Source organism: Lysobacter sp. P5_B12, assembly GCF_056400425.1.
This window is the reverse complement of the sequence record NZ_JBFULG010000002.1, coordinates 18,704-39,049: the sequence shown is the minus strand read 5'-3', so window position 1 is coordinate 39,049 and position 20,346 is coordinate 18,704. Positions and strand designations below refer to the sequence as shown.

19 protein-coding genes are annotated in these 20,346 nt (G+C 67.5%); 5 read left to right on the top strand and 14 right to left on the bottom strand.

Going from position 1 to position 20,346, the window contains the following annotated elements:
• Positions 1–9 precede the first annotated feature (9 nt).
• Together AC1DOM_RS03480 and AC1DOM_RS03475 are read right to left on the bottom strand one after the other, a co-directional pair.
• Positions 10–630, bottom strand: a complete 621-nt coding sequence (locus AC1DOM_RS03480; protein WP_498960302.1) for an exopolysaccharide biosynthesis protein — start codon at positions 628–630, stop codon at positions 10–12.
• Positions 623–1,924, bottom strand: a complete 1,302-nt coding sequence (locus AC1DOM_RS03475; RefSeq protein WP_498960300.1) for a hemolysin family protein — start codon at positions 1,922–1,924, stop codon at positions 623–625. The genes AC1DOM_RS03480 and AC1DOM_RS03475 overlap by 8 nt, the downstream gene beginning before the upstream one ends.
• 194 nt (positions 1,925–2,118) lie before the next feature.
• Here AC1DOM_RS03475 and AC1DOM_RS03470 point away from each other — a divergent pair, with 194 nt between their 5' ends.
• Together AC1DOM_RS03470 and AC1DOM_RS03465 are read left to right on the top strand one after the other, a co-directional pair.
• Positions 2,119–2,745, top strand: a complete 627-nt coding sequence (locus AC1DOM_RS03470; protein WP_498960298.1) for a DUF47 domain-containing protein — start codon at positions 2,119–2,121, stop codon at positions 2,743–2,745.
• A 15-nt stretch (positions 2,746–2,760) separates the two neighbouring features.
• Complete coding sequence (locus AC1DOM_RS03465) at positions 2,761–3,882, top strand: inorganic phosphate transporter (RefSeq protein WP_498960296.1); 1,122 nt, start codon at positions 2,761–2,763, stop codon at positions 3,880–3,882.
• A 4-nt stretch (positions 3,883–3,886) separates the two neighbouring features.
• Here AC1DOM_RS03465 and AC1DOM_RS03460 read toward each other — a convergent pair whose 3' ends face one another.
• Entirely contained in the window at positions 3,887–4,297 is a 411-nt protein-coding gene (locus AC1DOM_RS03460) for a hypothetical protein (RefSeq protein ID WP_498960294.1), read from the bottom strand.
• 41 nt (positions 4,298–4,338) lie between these two features.
• Here AC1DOM_RS03460 and AC1DOM_RS03455 point away from each other — a divergent pair, with 41 nt between their 5' ends.
• Positions 4,339–4,683 (top strand): MGMT family protein, encoded by a 345-nt coding sequence (locus AC1DOM_RS03455; protein WP_498960293.1) that lies wholly within the window; start codon positions 4,339–4,341, stop codon positions 4,681–4,683.
• 1 nt (position 4,684) lies between these two features.
• Here AC1DOM_RS03455 and AC1DOM_RS03450 read toward each other — a convergent pair whose 3' ends face one another.
• A complete protein-coding gene (locus AC1DOM_RS03450) occupies positions 4,685–5,293 on the bottom strand; it encodes a 2OG-Fe(II) oxygenase (RefSeq protein WP_498960290.1) in 609 nt (202 codons plus the stop codon).
• A 56-nt stretch (positions 5,294–5,349) separates the two neighbouring features.
• Here AC1DOM_RS03450 and AC1DOM_RS03445 point away from each other — a divergent pair, with 56 nt between their 5' ends.
• Positions 5,350–6,015: a rhomboid family intramembrane serine protease gene (locus AC1DOM_RS03445; RefSeq protein WP_498960288.1), complete on the top strand. Its 666-nt coding sequence runs from the start codon at positions 5,350–5,352 to the stop codon at positions 6,013–6,015.
• A 661-nt stretch (positions 6,016–6,676) separates the two neighbouring features.
• Here AC1DOM_RS03445 and AC1DOM_RS03440 read toward each other — a convergent pair.
• From AC1DOM_RS03440 to trxA, 6 genes are all read right to left on the bottom strand, one after another.
• Positions 6,677–8,704, bottom strand: a complete 2,028-nt coding sequence (locus AC1DOM_RS03440; RefSeq protein ID WP_498960286.1) for a M13 family metallopeptidase — start codon at positions 8,702–8,704, stop codon at positions 6,677–6,679.
• Between the two features lie 140 nt (positions 8,705–8,844).
• Positions 8,845–10,923 (bottom strand): M13 family metallopeptidase, encoded by a 2,079-nt coding sequence (locus AC1DOM_RS03435; protein ID WP_498961242.1) that lies wholly within the window; start codon positions 10,921–10,923, stop codon positions 8,845–8,847.
• Between the two features lie 126 nt (positions 10,924–11,049).
• Positions 11,050–11,820 (bottom strand): queuosine precursor transporter, encoded by a 771-nt coding sequence (locus tag AC1DOM_RS03430; protein WP_498960283.1) that lies wholly within the window; start codon positions 11,818–11,820, stop codon positions 11,050–11,052.
• Positions 11,820–12,503 (bottom strand): DUF502 domain-containing protein, encoded by a 684-nt coding sequence (locus tag AC1DOM_RS03425; protein ID WP_498960281.1) that lies wholly within the window; start codon positions 12,501–12,503, stop codon positions 11,820–11,822. Before AC1DOM_RS03425 ends, AC1DOM_RS03430 begins: the two co-directional genes overlap by 1 nt.
• A 17-nt stretch (positions 12,504–12,520) precedes the next feature.
• Positions 12,521–14,503: a bifunctional serine/threonine-protein kinase/formylglycine-generating enzyme family protein gene (locus AC1DOM_RS03420; protein ID WP_498960279.1), complete on the bottom strand. Its 1,983-nt coding sequence runs from the start codon at positions 14,501–14,503 to the stop codon at positions 12,521–12,523.
• A gap of 200 nt (positions 14,504–14,703) precedes the next feature.
• A complete protein-coding gene (gene trxA, locus AC1DOM_RS03415; RefSeq protein ID WP_498960277.1) occupies positions 14,704–15,579 on the bottom strand; it encodes a thioredoxin in 876 nt (291 codons plus the stop codon).
• A 78-nt stretch (positions 15,580–15,657) separates the two neighbouring features.
• On the opposite strand from trxA, the gene AC1DOM_RS03410 reads away from it, so the two are divergent.
• On the top strand, positions 15,658–16,296 hold the full coding sequence (locus tag AC1DOM_RS03410) for a DUF998 domain-containing protein (protein WP_498960275.1): 639 nt from the start codon (positions 15,658–15,660) through the stop codon (positions 16,294–16,296).
• Here AC1DOM_RS03410 and AC1DOM_RS03405 read toward each other — a convergent pair.
• The 4 genes from AC1DOM_RS03405 to AC1DOM_RS03390 all read right to left on the bottom strand — a co-directional run bounded on the left by AC1DOM_RS03405 (position 16,285) and on the right by AC1DOM_RS03390 (position 20,294).
• A complete protein-coding gene (locus AC1DOM_RS03405) occupies positions 16,285–18,696 on the bottom strand; it encodes a fimbria/pilus outer membrane usher protein (protein WP_498960273.1) in 2,412 nt (803 codons plus the stop codon). The genes AC1DOM_RS03410 and AC1DOM_RS03405 overlap by 12 nt on opposite strands.
• The gene (locus AC1DOM_RS03400) at positions 18,696–19,403 is read right to left on the bottom strand and encodes a fimbrial biogenesis chaperone (protein WP_498960271.1); all 708 of its coding nucleotides are present in this window, start codon (positions 19,401–19,403) and stop codon (positions 18,696–18,698) included. Before AC1DOM_RS03400 ends, AC1DOM_RS03405 begins: the two co-directional genes overlap by 1 nt.
• Complete coding sequence (locus AC1DOM_RS03395) at positions 19,400–19,939, bottom strand: fimbrial protein (RefSeq protein WP_498960269.1); 540 nt, start codon at positions 19,937–19,939, stop codon at positions 19,400–19,402. The genes AC1DOM_RS03400 and AC1DOM_RS03395 overlap by 4 nt, the downstream gene beginning before the upstream one ends.
• A 97-nt stretch (positions 19,940–20,036) precedes the next feature.
• A complete protein-coding gene (locus AC1DOM_RS03390) occupies positions 20,037–20,294 on the bottom strand; it encodes a SemiSWEET transporter (RefSeq protein WP_498960267.1) in 258 nt (85 codons plus the stop codon).
• Positions 20,295–20,346: the final 52 nt, after the last annotated feature.

The window sequence follows — 20,346 nt, the reverse complement described above, 5'->3', positions numbered from 1 at the left end:
GGCTCGGCGTCAGATCAGAAGATCGATCCCGTGCGCAGCCTGGAGCGTCAGGTTCCAGCTCAGCGCAGCCGCGACCAAACCCACGGCCCATGCGACGAGCATCAGCACGCCATCGCGTTCCAGCAGGGCCAGCGCGAAGGCGAGCAGGGTGCCGCCGAACAGATAGTTGGTCAGCGGAATCGGCAGCGACAGCAGGAAGCCGAGCAACAACAGCAGCAGCCCCGTCACGACGCCGGCGATCCGGCTGTCCAGCATCCACGGCAAGCGCGGGCGCACGAGTTTTTCCAGGCGGGACAGCACCGGTGCCAGGCGTCTGTCGAAGGTCGCGATCGCGTGGCGATGCACGCCGCGTTTGCCGATGAAATCGGGCAGCCACGGCTTGCGCAGGCCGATGCACAACTGGATGCCGATGAACATCAGCAGCGGCCCGCTGATCGCACCGCCGATCGGGATCGGGATGAAGGCCGGCAGCACGCACACGAAGGCCAGCATGCCGAATGCGCGGCGGCCCAGGCCCGAAAGAAGATCGCGCAGGGTCAACAGATCGTCGGGATTGCCTTCGGCGAGCGCGTCGAGGATGGCGCGCGTCCCGTATTCGGCGTGCGGCGCTGCGTCCTCGCCCTCATGCATCGTTGGTTTCCCGATCCAGGCGCTGCAACAGCAGCTTGTCCACGCGCGGGCCATCGAGGTCGACCACTTCGATGCGCCAGCCTTCCCAATCGAAATACTCGCCGACGTTGGGGATGCGCCCGAAGTGCGCGATCGCCATGCCCGCGGCGGTGTGATAGTCGAACTCTTCGATGTCCGGCAAGGCGATGCCGCCGAGCAACTCGCGCACGTCCTCGATCGGCAGCGCGCCATCGACGAGCAGCGAACCATCCTCGCGACGCGCGACCATCGCATCGGTTTCGTCGGTCTGCATCGACTGCAGGCGGCCGAGGATCGCGCCCATCACGTCGGTGACGGTGACCATGCCCTGGATCTCGCCGTATTCGTCGACGACCAGCGCGATGGATTGCTGTTCCTCGCGGAAGATTTCCAGCAGCTTCAGCGCGTGCGTGGATTCGGAGACGAACACGGCGGGGCGGATGTCGCGGAACAATTCCGGCTCGGTCTTGGCCAGTTCGTCGAGCAGCGTCTTCACTTCGAGCACGCCGATCACGTCGGCATCGGAGCCGCGATACACCGGATAGCGCGAGTAGGGCGTCTCGCGCATGGTTTCCAGGTTGTCCTCGCGATCGGCGGCGGCGTCGAGCCACGCGATGCGCATGCGCGGCGTCATCAGGCTTTCGGCCGTGCGGTCGCCCAGGCGCAATACGCGCGTCATCATGTTGCGTTCGTCGGCGTCGATCACGCCCTGCTCGTGGCCTTCGCTCACCAGCAGCTGGATTTCTTCTTCGGTGATCGCACCGCGCGCGTCGTCCTTGATGCCGAGGATGCGCAGCACGAGGCGGTTGATCGCGGCGAGCGTGGCGACGAGCGGACGCGCGCCGCGCTGCACCCAGTCGATCGGGATGGCGACCGCGCTGGCGATGCGTTCGGGATTGGTGAGCGCAAGGCGCTTGGGGATCAGCTCGCCGAAGATCACCGAGGCGGCGGTGATGACGACGACGGCGACGACGGTCGCGATCTTGTCCGCGTAGGCATCGACCCACGGCAGGGTCGGCATGTTCGCGGTGATCGCGGTGCCGAGCGATTCGCCGCCGTAGAAGCCGGTGAGCACCGTGATGGCGGTGATGCCCACCTGCACGGTCGAGAGCAGGTTGTCCGGATGCTCGGCCAGGGCCAGGGCCGTGCGTGCGCCGCGGCTGTCCTCGCCCATCTGCTTGAGCTTGAACTTGCGCGAAGTCATCAGCGCCATCTCCGACATCGCGAAGAAGGCGTTGAGGACGATCAGGAAGGCGACGATCAGCAGCTCGAGCACGCGGGCGGGTCCATCCAGGGGAAGGCCTTGGGGTGTCCGGCGGGGGCGGTCGGGGCGTCGTCCATGGGCGTGCGCGGGGGCGCGGCGGCATCATAGCAGCCGTCCCGGAGGGGCACTGTCATACGCTTGTCATATGACGGCCTGTCATAATTGCGCCTTCATCCCGTCAACACCGTGAAACGGAGCCACCCCGCATGTTCTCCCTGCAGACGATCTTCGGACAGGGCAAGCAGTTCTACAGCCTGCTCAACGACGCCGCGGTCGCCGCCCACGACAGCACGGTGGCCCTCCACGAAATGCTGAAGTCGCCCGAGCGCACCCCCGCGCTGGAAGCCTTCAAGCTCGCCCGCCAGCGTGAGCGCGTGGCCTCCGACAAGATCAGCCAGGCGCTGGTGGACAGCTTCATCACGCCGATCGAACGCGAAGACATCGAGTCGCTCGCTTCGGCGCTGTACAAGATCCCCAAGCAGGTCGAGCGCTTCGCCGACCGTTACGCGCTCGCGCGCCATCGCCTGGACGGCATCGACTTCGCGCCGCGCGCGGCGATGCTCGAGCAGGCCGCGCAGGTCGTGGTGAAGATGGTCGCCGAGCTGCACGAGCTGCGCCTGGAACCGATGAAGCAGCTCAACGATCGCCTGCGCGTGATCGAAGCCGAGGCCGACCGCCTGATCCTCGAGTTGCACCGCGACATCTATTCCGGTCGCCTGGACGCCGCGGAGATGTTCCTGCTCAAGGAATTCTTCGAGATCCTGGAGAAGGCGATCGACCGCTGCCGCGAGGCAGGCGTCGTCGCCTATTCGATCGCGCTCAAGAACAGCTGACGCAAGGGCGCCTGCATGCTCACCCTCGTGCTGCTCGTGGTGGCCTTCGCGCTGATCTTCGAGTTCATCAACGGTTTCCACGACACCGCCAATTCGATCGCGACGGTCGTCGCGACCAAGGTGTTGTCGCCCGGCCAGGCGGTGATCCTCGCCGCCGGCATGAACCTGATCGGTGCGTTCTACGGCACCGCGGTGGCCAAGACCATCGCCTCGGGCATCGTCGATACCGACGTGGTCGCCGTCTCCTCGCAGGTGCTGATCTGCGCGCTGCTCGGCGCGATCGCCTGGAACCTCATCACCTGGTGGCGCGGTTTGCCGTCGTCGTCCTCGCACGCGCTGATCGGCGGCCTGTGCGGCGCCGCATTGTCGGCCGCGCACAACAACTGGCATGCGCTGATCTGGTCCAAGCTCGGCGACGCGGGCTGGGCGACCAACAAGGGCCTGCTCTGGAAAGTGTTCCTGCCGATGATCAGCTCGCCGTTCTTCGGCTTCCTGCTCGGCGTGCTGATCCTGGGCTTGCTGTACGCGATCATCGCCGGCCTGTATCGCGCCGGCGGGCCGTTGCGCCGCCTGTCGCGCCCGCGGTGGGTCAACGCATTCTTCGGCAAGGCGCAGCTGGGGTCCGCGGCTTACATGGGCTTCGCGCACGGCAGCAACGATGCGCAGAAGACGATGGGCATCATCGCGCTGGCGATCTTCGCCGCGCAGACCGAAGGTGCGTTGAACGGCTTGCCGGACTGGCTGTCGTTCCTGCATCCGGACGGCGGCAAGGACGCGATCGACAGCTGGATCGTCGCGACCTGCGCCCTGGTCATGGCGGCGGGCACCGCGGCCGGCGGCTGGCGCATCATCAAGACGCTCGGCCACAAGATGGTGAAGCTGCATCCGATCGATGGTTTCGCCGCGGAAACGGCGAGCGCGACCATCCTCGTCACCGCCGCGCACTTCGGCATGCCGGTGTCGACCACGCATTCGATCTCCACCGCGATCATGGGCGTGGGCTTCGCGAAGAACCCGCGCGCGCTGAAGATCACCGTGATCGAGCGCATCGTGTGGGCGTGGATCCTGACGATCCCCGCGGCCGGCGGTATTTCCTACGCGTTGTTCCGCGTGGTCGAGGCGATGGGGTGGAGTTGACGCCCTAGAGCAGGTCGCCGCCGGCGGAGAGCGCGCGCTCCATGCGGTCGCCCATGCCGCCGATCTCCAGGATCAGGCGGTCGACTTCCGACGGCGAGACGCAATCGTAGGGGCGGTTCTCGCACAGGGTGAGGTAGGGCACGCCGTCGAGCTCGCCAATGGCGAGATAGCCCACGCGGCTTTCCCAGTTGAACGCGAGCGCACGGCGCGCATCCAGGCCCGTCGTCGGCGCGACCGCCGTGCTGACGCGCAGGTAATTGCGGCCGTCGTCGTCGACCATTTCCGACAGGAAGATGGCCTGGTGCCGCGTGCCCTGTTCGAGCGAGAGTTCGACGCACATGACGTAAGGCTCCTGCATCGTGATGCGGAAGCCGCCTTGGCCAAGGTGCGTACGGATCTGCTCGAAGTTCTGCATTGCGGGGTCCGGGGGGCGCGGAATCGCTATGCTAGACCCTCATGGCCGACCTGTCTCCCGCCGAGCGGATCATTGCCGCCATCCGTGCCATTCCCCCGGGCCAGGTCGCCGGTTACGGCCACGTGGCACGCCGCGCCGGGCTGCCGGGCCGCGCACGCATGGTGGCGCGCGTACTGCGCGAACACAGCGCGCCGGACCTGCCCTGGCATCGCGTGCTGCGCAGCGACGGCAAGATCGCATTCCCGCCCAATTCCAAGGGCTATCGCGAACAGACGCAACGCTTGCGCGCCGAAGGCGTCGACGTGCGTTCCGGCCGCGTGCGCATCGCAGAATCGGTGAAGGACCTGGACGGCAACCTCGACGCCGCCCTTTGGCGGCCGCGCTGAATCAACGTGGGCGGCGGCGCATCCACGCCGCGATGCTCCAGCGTTCGCGCGTGGCGGGCAGCACTTCGTGTTCGAGTTCGCTGAGGAAGCACAGGCTGCCCGTGCGCGGCACGATGTCGTTGTCGCCATCGGGCAGCGACAGCCGCAACGCACCGCCGTCTTCGTCGCGCCAATCCGGATTGAGATAGGTCACGAAGGAAATCACGCGCGCATCGTCGTCCCGGAATCGATCGCGATGCCGCGCATACCGCGCGCCGGCGGGATAGGCGGCGTAGTGCGCTTCGACCTGGTCGGCGCCGAGGAACAGGCGGCGGTTGAGTTCGACGCGCAATGCGTCGAGCGCAGCGAGGAACGTAGCGGCCGCTGGGCCGGCGCGCGCGTCGTCGAGCCAGAGCGTCGCATCGCCGCGGATCTGCGCGTGCTGCCCGAGCGAGGCGCCATGGCCGACGGCCGCCGCGGACAGGGCGCCCGCGGCCTGCAGGCGGCGCAGGTCTTCACGCAAGGCCAGGGACGTGGCGGCGTCGGGAAAGTCGGGGAGCCGGCATGCGCCATGGGTGCGCAGGGCGTCGGCGATGTCCGCGACGTCGTGCACGGCGGCAAGCGCGATCATGCCGTTATGATAGCCGCGCTCCCCCCGAATCCCCCGTCGAAGAGAGCCCTTCCCGCATGTTCCCCCGCCTGCCGCCCGTCACCAAGGCGCTGCTGATCGCCAACGGTGTCGCGTTCGTATTGCAGTTGATCGCAGGCGACGCGCTCCAGATTTTCGAGCTCTGGCCGATCGGCCTGGACCAGTATTCGCCGTACGCCTCGCCTTTCATGCCGTGGCAGATCGTGACGTATGCGTTCCTGCACGACGCGTCCAATCCGATTTCGTTCCATCTGTTGTTCAACATGCTCGCGTTGGCGATGTTCGGCGCGCCGCTGGAATACACGTGGCGCAGCAAGCGTTTTGCGACGTATTACTTCGCCTGCGTGGTCGGCGCGGCGCTTTGCCAGCTTGGCGTGGCGTGGTGGTCGATGCAGTCCGGCCATGAAGTGGGCCCGACGCTCGGTGCATCCGGCGGTATCTTCGGGTTGTTGCTCGCGTACGGGATGTTGTTTCCGAACCAACGCGTGATGTTGCTCTTCCCGCCGATTCCGATGAAGGCGCGCACGCTCGTCATCGGTTACGGCGTCATCGAATTGCTGCTCGGTGTTTCCGGCGCGCAACCTGGGGTCGCGCATTTCGCGCATCTGGGCGGGATGTTGTTCGGGTGGTTGTTGATTCGCTACTGGCGCGGGCAGCCGCCGTTTGGGCGGAAGCCGCCGCCGAGGCCGCGGATCGTTCGCTGACGCTCGGGATTCTGCGACTCCAGATTTGCGCGGCGAGCCGCCGCATTGGAGGGCCTCATTGCTCCGCAAGAGCTCACGCTCCGCAATGAGGCCCTCCAACGCGACGACCACCGCGCACCTGGCGTTGGGTTGCGCGACACCACTGTGGGGAATGGGCGCGCCGTGCACTGCGGCATGCGCGCCTACAGCCAGCACACCAGACTGGCCGGCGCCTTGCCCGTCGAGGACATCGCGAGTCGCGTGGGTGCTGGTCCTCGCAACCGCGATGTCCTCTCTCGGGCATCGGCGCCTTCGCGGCGACCGGATGGGTGAAGCAGGGACGCTGCGAGATCATGCGTCGACTCCCGCTTTTCGATCAGATCGCTGCGAGGAACGTCGCCTGCCAGAGGCGACCATGTGCGAAGACTCGAGCGCCGAGGTGGGCGACGTTCCGTCCGTCTGGTGTGCTGGCAGTCGGCGCGCATCGATCACCCGCGACGGACACACTCATCAAGTGCTGTCGCGAGACCATCAGCCGCCAGCGCAGCGGTCGTCGTGTTGGAGGCCACATTGCGGAGCGTGAGCTCTTGCGGAGCAATGTGGCCTCCAATGCGGCGCACCGCTGCGCCGCACTGGTGGGGTTGAACCTAGCCGGCCCGCGTTGTCATCTGCGAAACCGCTCTTACGGCCAAACGCGAATCGGATCCTTCGACACCATCGCGCTACCAGCCTTGCACGTATAAGCCTCGCCGAACGCAGGCAGATTCATCAGCGGCCCATTGACGCGCCACTTGCCCGGTGCGTGCACGCCGGTCGCCGCACGCGCCGTCGCTTCCTGCGCACTCGTCTGCTGCGCCCACAGATTCGCCCAGCCCTGGAAGAAGGCCTTCTGCGCTGTCGCATCGGCGGCTGCATTGCCGTTGCGCCACGCATCCCACGCCAACTCCACGCCCGACTGATCGGCGACATTCGCGTTGAGCGATTGCGCCGCGTTGAGCTTGATGCCCGGCAACGCCGGATCCTCGAACTGGCCGTACTGCGTAGTCACCTTCTGGCCGATCGCATTCCATGCGTCGTTTTCCGCCGGCGTCCACCAATCGCGCACGGTGTCCTTCGCATCGACGAAGCGCCCCTTGTTGTCGACCGCGTGCCCGAGTTCCAGGCCCACGAGTCCGCCGAAGGCGCCGTACTGCGCGGCCGGGTCGGCGCTCATGTCGAGCACCGGCGCCTGCAACATCGCGGCGGTGACGATCAGGCGGTTCTGTGCGATGTCGTAGGCCAGCGTCGGTTGCTGCGGCAGCACGTCCCAACGGCGGTCGGCGTTGCCGCGGCCGATGCGCTTCATCTCTTCGCGATGGCGCCAGGTCGACGCGATCAGCATGTTGCCGCCGAAACTGCCGCGGCCCATCGGCTGCACGCTGTAATCCAGGTCGCGACGGGGCGTGCCGATTTCGATCTTGAGTGCGTCGAGCTTCGCCTTCGCCTCGGTCTTCGCAGCCGCGCCCATCCACGGCGAACGATCCACCGCGCGGCCCAGTGCGGCGCGCACGTCGGTCGCGATCTGCTCGGCGCGCGTCTTCGTCGCCGTCGGCACGTAACGCGCGGCGTATTCGTGGCCGAGCATCGGGCCGGCCGCGGTGTTGATCGCGTCCAGCACCACGCGCCAGCGTTCCGGCGGCGTCGCCTGGCTGCGCAGCACGCGGCCGCGGAATTCGAATTCGGCGTCGCGCCAGGCCTTGGCGAGGTAGGGCGCCATCGCATTGCCGACATGGAAGCGCAGGTAGGCCTGCCACTGCGAGGGCGGCAAGCCGCCGGCCAGGGTTTCGAGTTGCGCGAACAACTGCGGGTTGGCGATCGACACCGTGTCGTCGGTGACGCCCTGCGCCTTGAGGAACTCGGCCAGCTGCAAACGCTTGTAGGTCTTGGCGATGTCCTTCACCGCCACCGGTGCGTAGTTGCCCTGCACGTCGCGCAGGGAAACGATCGGCTTGCTCGCCTGCGCGATGCGCGTTTCCAGGTCGATCACCGCCTTCGCATCGGCGGCGAGGCGATCGGCGGGCGTGCCCGACAAGGTGAGGATCTTCTTGACGTAATCTTCGTAGCGCGACATCACCGCCTTGGTGTCGGCATCGCCGCGCGTGTAGAAGGCAGGATCGGGCAAGCCAAGGCCGCCCTGGCTGAAGTAACCGATGTGGCGCGAGAGATCGTGCAGGTCGATGTCGGCGCCGAAGTTGAAGGCCACCGGGATGCCGACCTGGTGCAGCGCGGCGATGGCCGGCGCGACGTCCTTGGCCTTGCGGATGCCATCGATGCGCGAGAGCAGGGGCGCGACGGGATTGGCGCCGTCGCGTTCGACCGCGGCTTCGTCCAGGCCGCTCGCCCAGAAATCGCCGAGCAGTTTCTGCACGTTGCCTTGCGGGCTTTGCATCGCCGCATCGAGCAGGTCGCGTTGCTGTTGCAGCGAACGCTCGGCGAGTTCGCCCATGGCCGACACGCTGCCCGTCGCCGGCACCGGATGGGCCTTGGCCCAGTCGGCGGATGCGACGCTGTAGAAGTCCGTGCACGCCGTCGGTGCAGCCGGTTCCTTGGGCTTGGCCGATTTCTTTTTCTTGGCCGCGATCGCGTCGGGAGAGGCAAGGCCCGCGACCAGCACGAGGCTCAGGGCAAGGGCGAGGGGGGCGCGGCTGTGAAAAAGCACGTTCGGCGTCATTGCGTGCAACCCGATGAAAGACCGGTCGAGTGTAGCAAGCACTTCGCCGCCCGCAGGATGAACGGAAGCGGCAGCGGATCACAAAAGGAAAAGGCCCGGTTTCCCGGGCCTTTCCTTATCGACTTCGAAACGCGATGCCGTTACCAGATCAGGATGCGCTTGCCTTCGCCGCGCACCATCGGGTCGGTGGCTTTGCACGAGAACGCGGTGGCGAACTCGGGCATGTTCGACGGCGCGCCGATCGCGCGGAAGCTGGCGAGCGCGTGCTCGTCGGTCGCGATGCGGCGGTCGATTTCCTTCTCGGTCATGCTGCGGCGCCACACGGTGCCGAAGTTGAGGAAGAAGCGCTGGTCGTTGGTGAAACCGTCGGTCTTGGGATCCGGCGCGCCGTTGGTGGCCTTCTTCATCGCCTGGTAGGCGACGTTGAGGCCGCCGAGGTCGGCGATGTTCTCGCCCAGCGTCAGGTTGCCGTTGAGCTTCTTGCCCGGCGCGGCTTCGTAACCGTTGAACTGGTCGACGAGCATCGTGGTCAGGCCCTTGAAGCCCTTGGCGTCGGCCGGCGTCCACCAGTTCTCGAAGTTGCCGGTCGGCCCGAAGCGGCTGCCCTGGTCGTCGTAGCCATGGATCATTTCATGGCCGATGACTGCACCGATGCCGCCGTAGTTGGTCGCATCGTCGGCCTTCGGGTCGAAGAACGGCGGCTGCAGGATCGCGGCGGGGAAGGTGATCTCGTTGGCGAGCGGGTTGTAGGAGGCGTTGATCGTCTGCGGCGTCATGCCCCATTCGGTCTTGTCCACCGGCTTGCCGATCTTCGACATCTCGTACTTGTAGTTGAACGCGTTGGCGGCGAGCACGTTGCCGATGTAGCTGTCGCGCGAGGTCTCAAGACCATCCCAGGGGCGCCACTTGTCGGGGTAACCGATCTTGGGCTTGAACGCGGCCCACTTCTCCATCGCCTTCTTCTTGGTCTCCGGGCTCATCCACGCCAGGTTTTCCAGGCGCACCTTGAGCGCGTCGCGCAGGTTCTGCACGAGCATTTCCATGCGCGCCTTCGACTCGGCGGGGAAAGCGACCTGCACGTACATCTGGCCCAGCGCTTCGCCGGCCTGGTTGTTGGTGGTGGACAGCACGCGCTTCCAGCGCGGCTTGATTTCCTTCTGGCCGCGCATCGCCGCGCCGTAGAAGTTGAAGTTCTCCTGCACGAAGGCGTTGCCCAGGTACGGCGAGGCCTCGTCGATCACGTGGAAGCGGAAGTAGTGCTTCCACTGCTCGACCGGCGTGTCGCTGCGCATCTTGTTCCACTCGGCGTGGAAGGCGGGCATCGCGAAGGAGAACAGCTTCGGCGTGTCGACACCCTGCGACTTGAAGAATTCTTCCCACGAGAAGCCGGGCGTCAGCTTGTCGGCGTCGGCCGGCGAAACGGGGTTGTAGTACAGCGAGATGTCGCGCTGCAGGTCTTCGCTCGACTTCGACGCCTTGGCCAGGCGCGTTTCGAACGCGAGGATGTCCTTGGCCTGCGTCGCCGCATCGGCGGCGGGCGTGCCGCCCAGCTCGAGCACCTTGGCGATGTGCTTGACGTAGTCGTCGCGGTTGGACTGCTTGTCGGCGTCGAAGTAGTAGTTGCGATCCGGCAGGCCCAGGCCGCTCTGCGTGGCGTAGGCGGTGTTCATCGACGAGTTCTTGAAGTCGGCTTCGGGGCCGAAGCCGAAGATCGCCGCTTCGCCCTTCGCCGCGGTGTCGCGCATGTAGGCGGAGATCGAATCGGCGTCGGTCAGCTTGTCGATCGCGGCCAGGCGCGATTCGAGCGGCTTGATGCCCTGCGCTTCGATCTTCGCCTCGTCCATGCCGGTGGCCCACAGGTCGCCGACGATCTTTTCAACGCCCTTGGCGTTGGCATCGGCGGCCGCCTGTTCGGCGAGCTGGCGCTGCACGGCGGTGGAACGCTCGTCGAGCATTTCGAACGCGCCCCACGAGGTGCGGTCGCCCGGGATCGGATTGGCGGCGAGCCACTTGCTGTTGACGTAACCGTTGAAGTCGGTGCACGCGTTCTTCGAGGTGTCCAGGTCGCTCGCCATGAAGTGGTTGACGCCCGGCAGCTTGCTTTCGTCGAGGGTCAGCTTCGGCGCGGCGCCTTCGCCGGGGGCGGCGACGTTGCCGGCGGGCTTCTCGGCAGGCTTGCACGCCGCGAGGGCGGCGACGATGGACAGGGACAACAGCAATACCTGCGGTTTACGGCTCACGGGACACTCCGGGAATGGTCGAGGCGGGGCGCCCACGCGTGGGGCGACAGGCGACTCTACCGGGTGCCGGGGGCCGGGCAGGGGTGTCGAAGGTCACGGGCCGGGTCAGGCCGCGGCGGCTTCCCGCAATTCATGTGCCCGCGATTCACCCAGGTAGGACGTGATGGCCTGCCGGAGCACATAGATCAAGGGAATCAACACGATGGCCGCCAGCATCTTGTAGACGTAGTTGACGGTGCTGACCGCCAGGAACAACGACATCGACCAGTGCTGCGGCCCGATCACGAAGGCGATGTAGAGCACGACGAAACTGTCGACGAGCTGGGACACGGCGGTCGACGCGGTCGCGCGGAACCAGATGTGCTTCTCGCCCGTGCGCTGGCGGATGCGATGGAACACCGAGACGTCGATCAACTGGCCGATCAGGAAGGCGATCACCGAACCGCCGATCGTCCACAGGCCCTGCCCGAACACCGCGGCGAAGGCCTTCTGGTAATCCGGCACGCCCTGCGATTGCGCCGCGGCCACCCACCAACTCGCCGGCGCGAGCGAGATCGCGGCGAAGGCGAAGGCGAAGCCATAGATGATCAACACCACGGCGATCCACGAAATCATGCGCACGCCGCGCTTGCCGAAGAACTCGTTGATGACGTCGGTGAAGATGAAGACCATCGGCCACAACAAGGTGCCCGCGGTGAAACTCAGTGAGCCGGTCTGCCCGAACAGGTTCCACTGGAAGGGCGTGATGCCCAGCGTGTCTTCGAGCGCGAAGATCTTGACGCCGATGAACTCGGCGAGCACCGCGTTGACGCAGAAGAACGCGGACAGCGCGATGAAAAGGCGCGTGGCCCGGTCGGCAAGGGGATTGGGATGCATCAGGCGTCGGCAGGCGCGCGCGGCGGTGGGGCGAAAGGAATCGAATCCGGCGACACCGCACCACCGGAGATGATGAAGCTCATGGCCTGGTCGACGGTCCAGTCGGTCGGCGTCATCTTTTCCACCGGCACGATTTCGAGATAGCCGCCGGTCGGGTTCGGCGTGGTGGGCACGTACACCGCCGCCAGTTCGCGCCCGGTACCTTCTTCGCGCATCACGCGCGTGACGAAGCCGATGCTCTTCATCTCGTTGTGCGGGAAGTCGATCAGCACCACGCGCTGCGTGCCGTCGGGTTTGGTCTGCAGGATGTTGAGCAACTGCCGCGCGCTGCCGTAGATCGTGTTCGCCAGCGGAATGCGTTGCACCAGGCGTTCGAACCACCGCAGCAGCGTCTGCCCGACGACGACGCGCGCCATCACGCCGGACATCAGGATCACCGCGAGCGTCGCCAGCAGCGCGAACGCCGTCTGCACCCAGGGCGCCGCCAGCCAACCCAGCGACGGATTCCCGCCGGCGATGCCGGCCAGCAGCGGCCCGATGAGGGGCCGGCTGATGTCGGACAACATGACGAAGACGAACTTGACGACGACCCATGTCAGCCAGATCGGCAACAGGGTGAGGACGCCGGTGATGAAAAGCCGGCGGAGGCTGGGACGCGGGGAGGGTTTGCGCATGGCGCCCATTATGGGGCGCGACGCCGTCAGTCGTGAACGAGCTTCACGGCGACGTCGTCGTAACCGCGCTCGCGTTCGATCGCGCGCGGCTTCGGCCCGCGCCAGCCCGTGCCCGCGACCGACCCGTCGCGCAGCCAGGTGGCGTAGTTGCGTGCGCCGGTCTGCGAGGGCGTGGCGCCGACTTCACTGCTGGTCGGCAGGCGCACCTTGGTCCCGTTGCGGCTGGCCCAATGCGCGTAGGCCTGCGCGTCTTCGTAGGAGATGCAGACCACCGGTTGCGTGTCGGACTGTTCGAAGCCCGGTTCGCGCCAAGTGCGCGGCTTGACGATGCGGAACAGCGACATGCGTTCGCGGCACAGCGCCGATTCGCGGCCGGTGGCGGCGACGAAGCGTGCGTATTCGGCGCGCGTCAGGGTGCGCAGCGTCGGTTGCACGGCCGCGCCCGTGGTGCCTGCGGTGATCTCGGCTTCCGGCGTGGCGGCGCTCGCGACCGAGATCTTCTCGGCGCGCGCGCGCAGCGTATCGCCGAGCGCCTGGTCGCCCGCGAACTCGTTGGCGAGCGCGGCGGTGGCGAGTGCGTCCTTGCGATTGCGGTCCTTCTCGTCGGCCTCCATGCGCTTACGCAGTGCGTCGGCGGCCTTTTCGTGGATGCCGTGCAAGGCTTCGGCGCCGAGCGGCGCGGTGCGATCGGCGAATTGCGTCGCGCGCTGCAGGTAATCGCGCGCGCGATCGGCGTCGCCGCGACGCAAACGCATCGCCATCTCGTCGCCGAGCGAGCCGAGCACGCCCACCACCAGCGGCGGCAGGCCCGCGTGCGCGGGATCGGCATCCCACGCGGCGAGCACGCTGTCGTAGGCGTTGTCGCCCTGCGGCGCGGTGAGCTTGCGCGCGGCGAGTTGTTGTTCGGCCGAGGTGACCCATTGCTGCGCCGGCGATTCCGGCGGCGGCTGCAACATGCGTTCGACCACTTCGGGCACGACGGGCTTGCGGATTTCGGGCAGGGTTTCGACGCGGAAGAAGTCGTCGCTGCCGGCGTCGTGCTGCGAGGCCACGCCGATCATCGCCGCGCACAGCAGGCCACCACCGATCAACAGGGGCTTGGGCATCAGGCGCGTGCGACGCCACAGTTGCGCGAAGTTGGCGAACACCGCCGCGAAGGAGAAGCCGCCGCGTTCGATGCGATCCAGCGCTTCGAGCATCTGTTGCGCGCTGCGGAAACGCGTGGCCGGCGACTTCGACAGCGACTTGTCGATGAAGCGCTGCCAGTGCATCAACTCGGCGGGCAGGCGGGGGATCGGATCCTTGGCGTGCATCACCGCCATCGACAGCGCGTCGGCGGCGTTGTACGGCAGCATGCCGGTGAGCATTTCCCAGGCGAGCACGCCGATGCTGTACAGGTCGGCGCGGCTGTCGACTTCTTCGCCGCGCGCCTGTTCCGGCGGCATGTAGGCGGTGCTGCCCACGGCCAGGCCCGTCATCGTCAGGCGCGGGTTGATGCCCTTGCGCAGCGCGATGCCGAAGTCGGCGAGCAGCGGGCGCTCGGCGTCGTCGAACAACACGTTCTCGGCCTTGACGTCGCGATGCACCACGCCGCGCACGTGCGCGTAGTCGAGGGCTTCGAGCAGGGAGCGCAGCGTGGCGATGACGCGCGATTGATCCTTGGTGCGGCCGTCCTGTCGCGAGATGCGCTGGCCGAGGTGGCCACGCGCGAGGTAAGGCATCGCGTAGTAGGGCAGGTCGTCGGCGGTGCGGCCGACTTCGTAGATGCCGACGATGTTGGGGTGGTCGAGGCGGGCGATGGTGCGCGCTTCGTTCTCGAAGCGGCGCCGGCTGACTTCATCGGTCAACGCCTCGGGCAGCATCACTTTGAGCGCGACCTTGCGGCCCAGCGAAATCTGCTCGGCGAGGTACACCGTCGACATGCCGCCCTGGCCGATCTCGCGCAACAGGCGAAAGCCTGCGATGCGCGGCAGCGCACTGGCGGCGTCGGATGGCGACGACGTATCCACGCTCATTGTTGACGGTCCCCTGTTCCGTGGCGGAAGAATACGCTGGCGCAACACGACCAGCCAGCGGCGGGGAGACCGTTGGCGGCCGCATTCCTGATGGGTTCATGCACCGGGGCGCGTGAAGGGCCTCTTCACGCGACGTGTTGCGTCGCAGCGTGACGCACAGGGTCGTTGGGTGATGCGCGTCACCCGTGCATGCGTCACACCAGCAGTAGCGAGGCCATGCGACGCCGCATGCGGCCGACGAGTTCGGCATCGTCGACCACCTGGAAGGCATCGATCAGCGCCTTGCGCGGCAGGCCATCGTCGAAGCTGCGATCCAGCCGCAGCATCTCGAGGAATTGTTCGAGGCCGGCTTCCGCATCCCCGGCGACGATGCGATGCACGCCGAGCAGATGGCGCGCGCGCAGGTCCTTCGGATCGCTGGAGATTGCGGCTTCCAGGACTTGCGGTGCGGGCGCGTCCTTCAACAACGCAGCGAAGCCCAGGCGTGCGCGTGCACGCACCGCGCGATCATCGTGCGCGAGGTTGGCGGGGAGGGCATCGAGCAGTTGTTCGGCTTCGTGCGCATTGCCGGTTTGCAGCAGGGCGAGCGCGAGGTCGAGGCGATGTTCGGGCTTGTCGGCTTCGGTTTCGACCAGCTTGCGCAGGCGCATCACTTCGGCATGCGGATCGGCCGGCGGTTCCGGAGCGACGTCTTGCGCGGCCTCATCCTGCGGCGCACCCGGCGCGATGCCGTGGTGGGTGAGGAATTCGCGCAGCTGGCCTTCGGGCAAGGCGCCGGGGAACCCGTCGACGAGCTGGCCGTCCTTCACCAGGTAGACGGTCGGGATCGAGCGCACCTGGAAAGCGGCGGCGAGCTGCTGCTCCTTGTCGACATCGACCTTCGCCAGGCGGAAGGCGCCGTTGTATTCGGCCGCGAGCTTTTCGAGGATCGGGCCGAGCGATTTGCACGGGCCGCACCACTCCGCCCAGAAGTCGACGAGGACGGGCGTTTGCAGCGACGCCTGGAGCACGTCGGTTTCGAAGGTTTCGGCGGTGGCGTCGAAAACGTGCGGGGAAGCGGTGGTGGCCATGGCGATCGTCGAAGAGTGGATGCGCCACAGATGGGGACGCCCCTGCGGCGCGGCAAGCCCGCACGCTAGCATGGGCGGATGCGCACACCTTCCACTTCGCCTGCACGCCTGCCCTCCGTCCGCCTGCTCACGGCCCTCGCGCTGTTGGGCTTCGTCGTTTCATTGCTGGGGTTCGGCGCGGCGCTGCATGGGTTTTCCCATGCGATACAACCGGTCGCGCTGCTCGGCGCGCGCGGCGTGCCGCGCTGGTGGGCCTTCGATTTGTTCGGTTTCCTGCTGCCGGGGCTGCTCGCGTGGGCGGCGACGGTGCGCCTGTCGATCGCCGATCGCGCACGCGATGCGGACAGCCGCGTGCTCGGCGTGGGTTGGACGCTGTGCGCCTTCGCGGCGCTCGCCTTCGCGGCGCAGGGCGTGCTGCCGGTCGATGCGACGCGGGGGTTGGGCTACGGCGTGGGCAAGATCAACACGGCCGCATGGACCGTGTGGTGGATTGCGTTGGTCGCGGGCTGCGTGTTGCTGGCGGTGGCATGGCGCGGGCAGGTGGCCTTGCGGTTCGCGACTGCGTTCGTCGCGGCGTTGGTGCTTGCATTTGCGATGTTCGTCTCCGTGCCCGGTGCGCCGGCGATGGGGCAGCGGATCGGGATCGTCGCGTGGTTGGGGTGGCTCGCGTGCGTGGCTTGGGGCGTGTTCGACGCAAGGCGCGCATCAGCCGGGTGAGGCGGGGCAGGTTGCGACGGGAATGCCGTCGGCCGATGCAGGCCCGACGCTGCAGGGCTGTGCGTGGCCTTCGACGAACCACGCCGAATCCGCCAGTGGAACGCGCGCGAGGCCATCGCGGCCCACGAGCGCATGCGTCGTCCCCGATGCATCGACCACGCGCGCGCCCAGGGGTGGCGCACGGCCATCGCCGATGTCGATGCGCACGAAGTGCATCGGGCGAAAGCTGCTGGCGAGCGGGACATCGATGATGGCGCCCGCGCGCGGCACCACGATGCGCTCCGTCCAGTCGAACGCCACGTCGGGCGAAGCGCCGCCCACCTCGATGCCCACGCGATTGCGCCGATAGGGCGACAACTGCGGCACGAGTGCATGGCCGCGCCGGTCGAGACGCACGTTGGGTGCCTGCAGCACGTGCGCGCCGGCACCGTGATCGGCGCGCACGAGTGCGATGGTGTCGCCGAGCGTCGGACCGAGCGTGACGCCATGCGGATGCACGAGCACGCCGCCTTCGGCCGTCACCGAGGCCTGGCGCACCGCCGGCGAGAGGCTCAGGCCCGCGTCGATGCGTCCCGCGCGCCCGGCGTGCCCGAGCGACGCACTTTTCGTCGTCGCGCCGCCGCGCGCGTCGGCGGTCCGCGAGACACCGAGGTTCCAGGCGTTGCGATCGCGCAGCACGCCGCCGATCCCCGATTGCAGGTCGAGCCGCTGCGGGCCCGCGCGCACGTGCGCATGGGCGAACGCCGCGTTCCCGGCATCGCCGAAACCCAGGGGCAGGGTGAGCGACAACACGGCGTCGTTGGTCGCGCGATGCGCGATCCGGCGCGTGTGCTCGATGGAGGCATTCAACACCGCGCCGCTGCGCGCGGTGGGGATCGACAAGCCGAAGCGCGCGCTGCGTTGCGGGCCCTCGATGGCGTGGAAGCGACGATCCACGAGGGAAAGGTGCAGCCCGTGCCGCCGGTCGCAAAAGGATTTCTGGAGCGTGGCATCGAAGCGCTGGCGTTCGCGGCGCGCGTCGGGCGCGTGGAGCGCTTCGCGCAGCGCATGGTACGCGGCAGGGGTCGAGGTTGCGCTGAGTTGCAAGGTCGTGCGCGCTGCCGGTATGTCGGTCGTGAAGGCCGCGCGCGTGGCGCCGCCGCGCGCGAGGCCCGCGTCGCGCGCGGTGCGCGCGTGCAGGCGATCGATCGACAAGGCGCCCGCGAGCGACGCGAACGCGACGCCCGCCAAGGCCTGCGCGTGACCCGTGGTGGCCTGCGCCGCGGCACGCAGCGTGACGCGATCCTGCAGGCCCGATTCCAGCGCACCCACGACGACGGGCGCATCCCATCTGTCGATGTCGGATAACCAACCCGCGGCCAGGCCGAATCGCATCCGCCCGGCGCGCAGCAACCCCGGCATCGTGGCGTAGGGAACCGCGAAGGTCTGCACGCGACCGTCGGCTTCCACGAGGCGCACGTCGAGATCGCCACCGCGCCCGAGCGGTTGGACGTCTGCGAGCGCGAACGGCCCCGGCGGCACCGTCGTGTCGAACAACAACCGCCCTGCCTGCCGCACCTGCACGCGTGCATTGGTGTCCGCGACGCCGCGGATGACGGGAACGTTGCGCTGCTGCGCCGCCGGCACCATGCGGTCGTCGGATTGGAAGCGGATACCGCGCAGCGAAACGGGATCGAACAGCAGGCCGTTGGCGTGGAAGTCGCCGAGGGTGAGGCGTGCGTCGAAGCGCGGAACGTCGCGCTCCAGGTGCGCGGAAAGGGTGTCGCTTTCGCGACCATGCGCTGGTCGCCACAGGTGTGTGCTGCGGTGGCGCACGCGCCAGGCTCCCGCGTTCAACCCCGCGTCGAGCCGCAGGCTGGCCCGGTCGAAGGCTGGCATGTTCGCCATTTCGGATCGCAACAAGGTTGCGCCGTACGCGAGGCGGAAGGCGGTGATTCCGGCATCGGGCGGAGCAGCGTCGACCGTCGTGTTCCTGACCGCCAGCAAGGCTTGCGGGATCGATACGTGCAACGCGAAATCGCCTGGTGCGTAACGTGCGCTTGCGGCTGGATGGAGGGCATCGATCTGCGGGCACGGGGTCTGCGCAAACGCGTCGCGACTGGCGAGCGCAAGCCGCGTGGTATCCACGCCGAGCCACCGCATGAAGCCGGTATCGAAGCAGGGCTGTGCATCGGCGCCGGCGAAGCGCACGCTGCGCCGCCCCAGCGGTGCGCCGTTCCGCCACACTTCGACGTCATGCACGCCCGCTCGCACGGGTTGGCCCGCTTCGAACGCAGAGACATCCACGTCGCGCGCATTGCGCAACATCGTGGCGTCGAAACGCACGTGCGGCGAGGCCGGTTCGCCCGCGCGCAAGGCCGCGCAAGCGAACGCGAGCACGAAGACCGGCTTGCCGCGCATCACCGGGCCTGCGCTTCCGACAACGCACTTTCGAACCGATCGCGCCCGCCCAGGTCGTTGATCGCTTCGAAGGTGATGCGTCCGCCGCGACGCGCCGACTTCGGCCGCACGGTGGTACTGGCGAATGGTGCGACCATTTCACCGAGCACATCCCAGGCCTCGCCGTCGGCGATGCGCGCGATGGTGACGTGGTAGGGCGTGGGGTTGTCGATTTCCAGCCGCGCATCGTCGAGCACGCGCCACTGCAATGCGGCCGGCGCCCGACCCGGGGAACCGGGCAGGCCGCTTGGCCGATGCAGCAGTTTCACGCGCGTGCGCAAAGCGATCTTCATTGCCGAGGCGTCGGCTTCCGCCGGTGGATCCGGTGGCACGTCGAGCACGTTGAGCCAGAACAATGTCTCGCGATCCGTCGCGAGCGCGCCGGGCAAACGATGCAGGCGCAAGGTTTGCCCTTTGCCCGGGTCGATGCGGAACAGCGGTGGATCGGGCGCGAAGGGGATTTGCGTCGCGGCGACCGGCGATTCCACCCACGCTTCCACCAGCACCGGATGCGCATGGCGGTTGCTCAGTCGCACCGTGACATCACGCGCGTCGCCGGGAAAGACGACGCGCGTGTTGTCGAGCACGACGCCCGCGTGCGCGATGGACGCGAACGCGAACGCCAGCAGCGCGATCCCGCAGGACGCGATGCGAACGACGATGCTCACGGATAGTGCAGCGAATACACGACGCTCGTCGTCACCACGCCGGCCATGGCCCCTGCCGCGCCGACGTTCTGGTAGGCGACCTGGTAATCCATGGTGTCGAAGGTCTGGTAGAGCGTGTTGTCGTCGCGCTGCGTTTCGCTGCCGACCGCGATCTGCGTACCGTCGCCGTTGAACAGCGCGAGGTTGACGTCGGGCAGGCTGGTGGTGAGCGTGCCCGAGGCGGGATCGACGGTGGGACCGCCCTCGAAGAACACCCGCACGCCGTTGGCGACGACCTGGCAATTGGACAGGGCCATGCGGAAGTTGGTGCGGCCGGCCACGTCGCCCGGGCCCAGCTGGTTTGTGCTGATGACGGGCAAGCGGACGGCGAACGACGGCGTCCCCGTGGTGCCGCCGCTGACATCGCAGGTGGCGTCGGTGATCTGGCCGTCGAAGGAGATCGTGCCGGAGGTGGCGGCGGCGGTGGGCGAAGCCAGGCAACCGGCGACGAGCAGGGCCGGGACGATGGCGAAGGTGCGGGAATCGGTGTGGCGCATGGAACACTCCTTGTTGGGTGTGTCCACATCCTCCGGTTCGGCCGCTTTCATCGCAGTCGGTGAACCCCGCATTGCAATGTCAGGAAACCCTGAAACCTCATCCCCAGCGCAACTTCATCCCCAAAATCGCCGCCGACAGCCCCAGCGTGATCGTGTTCGACACGATCATCGGCCAGGAATGCAGCGCGATCCCGTAGGCCAGCCAGAACCCCACGCCGATGGTGAACACCACGTACATGTGCAGCGAAATGCTGCGGGTATCGCGCGTGCGGAGGATTTTCACCGCCTGCGGCACGAAGCACAGGGTGGTGAGCGTGGCGGCCACGTAGCCGGTCCAGGTGAGGTCGAGGTCCATGCCGGCAGTATCGCCGGTCTGATAGGCTCTCCGGCCCACTATTGTCCGTGCA

Coding starts and splice junctions, on each gene's coding strand:
- AC1DOM_RS03480 (WP_498960302.1), bottom strand. CDS start 630: ATGCATGAGGGCGAGGACGCAGCGCCGCACGCCGAATACGGGACGCGC.
- AC1DOM_RS03470 (WP_498960298.1), top strand. CDS start 2,119: ATGTTCTCCCTGCAGACGATCTTCGGACAGGGCAAGCAGTTCTACAGC.
- AC1DOM_RS03465 (WP_498960296.1), top strand. CDS start 2,761: ATGCTCACCCTCGTGCTGCTCGTGGTGGCCTTCGCGCTGATCTTCGAG.
- AC1DOM_RS03460 (WP_498960294.1), bottom strand. CDS start 4,297: ATGCAGAACTTCGAGCAGATCCGTACGCACCTTGGCCAAGGCGGCTTC.
- AC1DOM_RS03455 (WP_498960293.1), top strand. CDS start 4,339: ATGGCCGACCTGTCTCCCGCCGAGCGGATCATTGCCGCCATCCGTGCC.
- AC1DOM_RS03450 (WP_498960290.1), bottom strand. CDS start 5,293: ATGATCGCGCTTGCCGCCGTGCACGACGTCGCGGACATCGCCGACGCC.
- AC1DOM_RS03445 (WP_498960288.1), top strand. CDS start 5,350: ATGTTCCCCCGCCTGCCGCCCGTCACCAAGGCGCTGCTGATCGCCAAC.
- AC1DOM_RS03440 (WP_498960286.1), bottom strand. CDS start 8,704: ATGACGCCGAACGTGCTTTTTCACAGCCGCGCCCCCCTCGCCCTTGCC.
- AC1DOM_RS03430 (WP_498960283.1), bottom strand. CDS start 11,820: ATGCATCCCAATCCCCTTGCCGACCGGGCCACGCGCCTTTTCATCGCG.
- AC1DOM_RS03425 (WP_498960281.1), bottom strand. CDS start 12,503: ATGGGCGCCATGCGCAAACCCTCCCCGCGTCCCAGCCTCCGCCGGCTT.
- trxA (WP_498960277.1), bottom strand. CDS start 15,579: ATGGCCACCACCGCTTCCCCGCACGTTTTCGACGCCACCGCCGAAACC.
- AC1DOM_RS03410 (WP_498960275.1), top strand. CDS start 15,658: ATGCGCACACCTTCCACTTCGCCTGCACGCCTGCCCTCCGTCCGCCTG.
- AC1DOM_RS03405 (WP_498960273.1), bottom strand. CDS start 18,696: ATGCGCGGCAAGCCGGTCTTCGTGCTCGCGTTCGCTTGCGCGGCCTTG.
- AC1DOM_RS03395 (WP_498960269.1), bottom strand. CDS start 19,939: ATGCGCCACACCGATTCCCGCACCTTCGCCATCGTCCCGGCCCTGCTC.
- AC1DOM_RS03390 (WP_498960267.1), bottom strand. CDS start 20,294: ATGGACCTCGACCTCACCTGGACCGGCTACGTGGCCGCCACGCTCACC.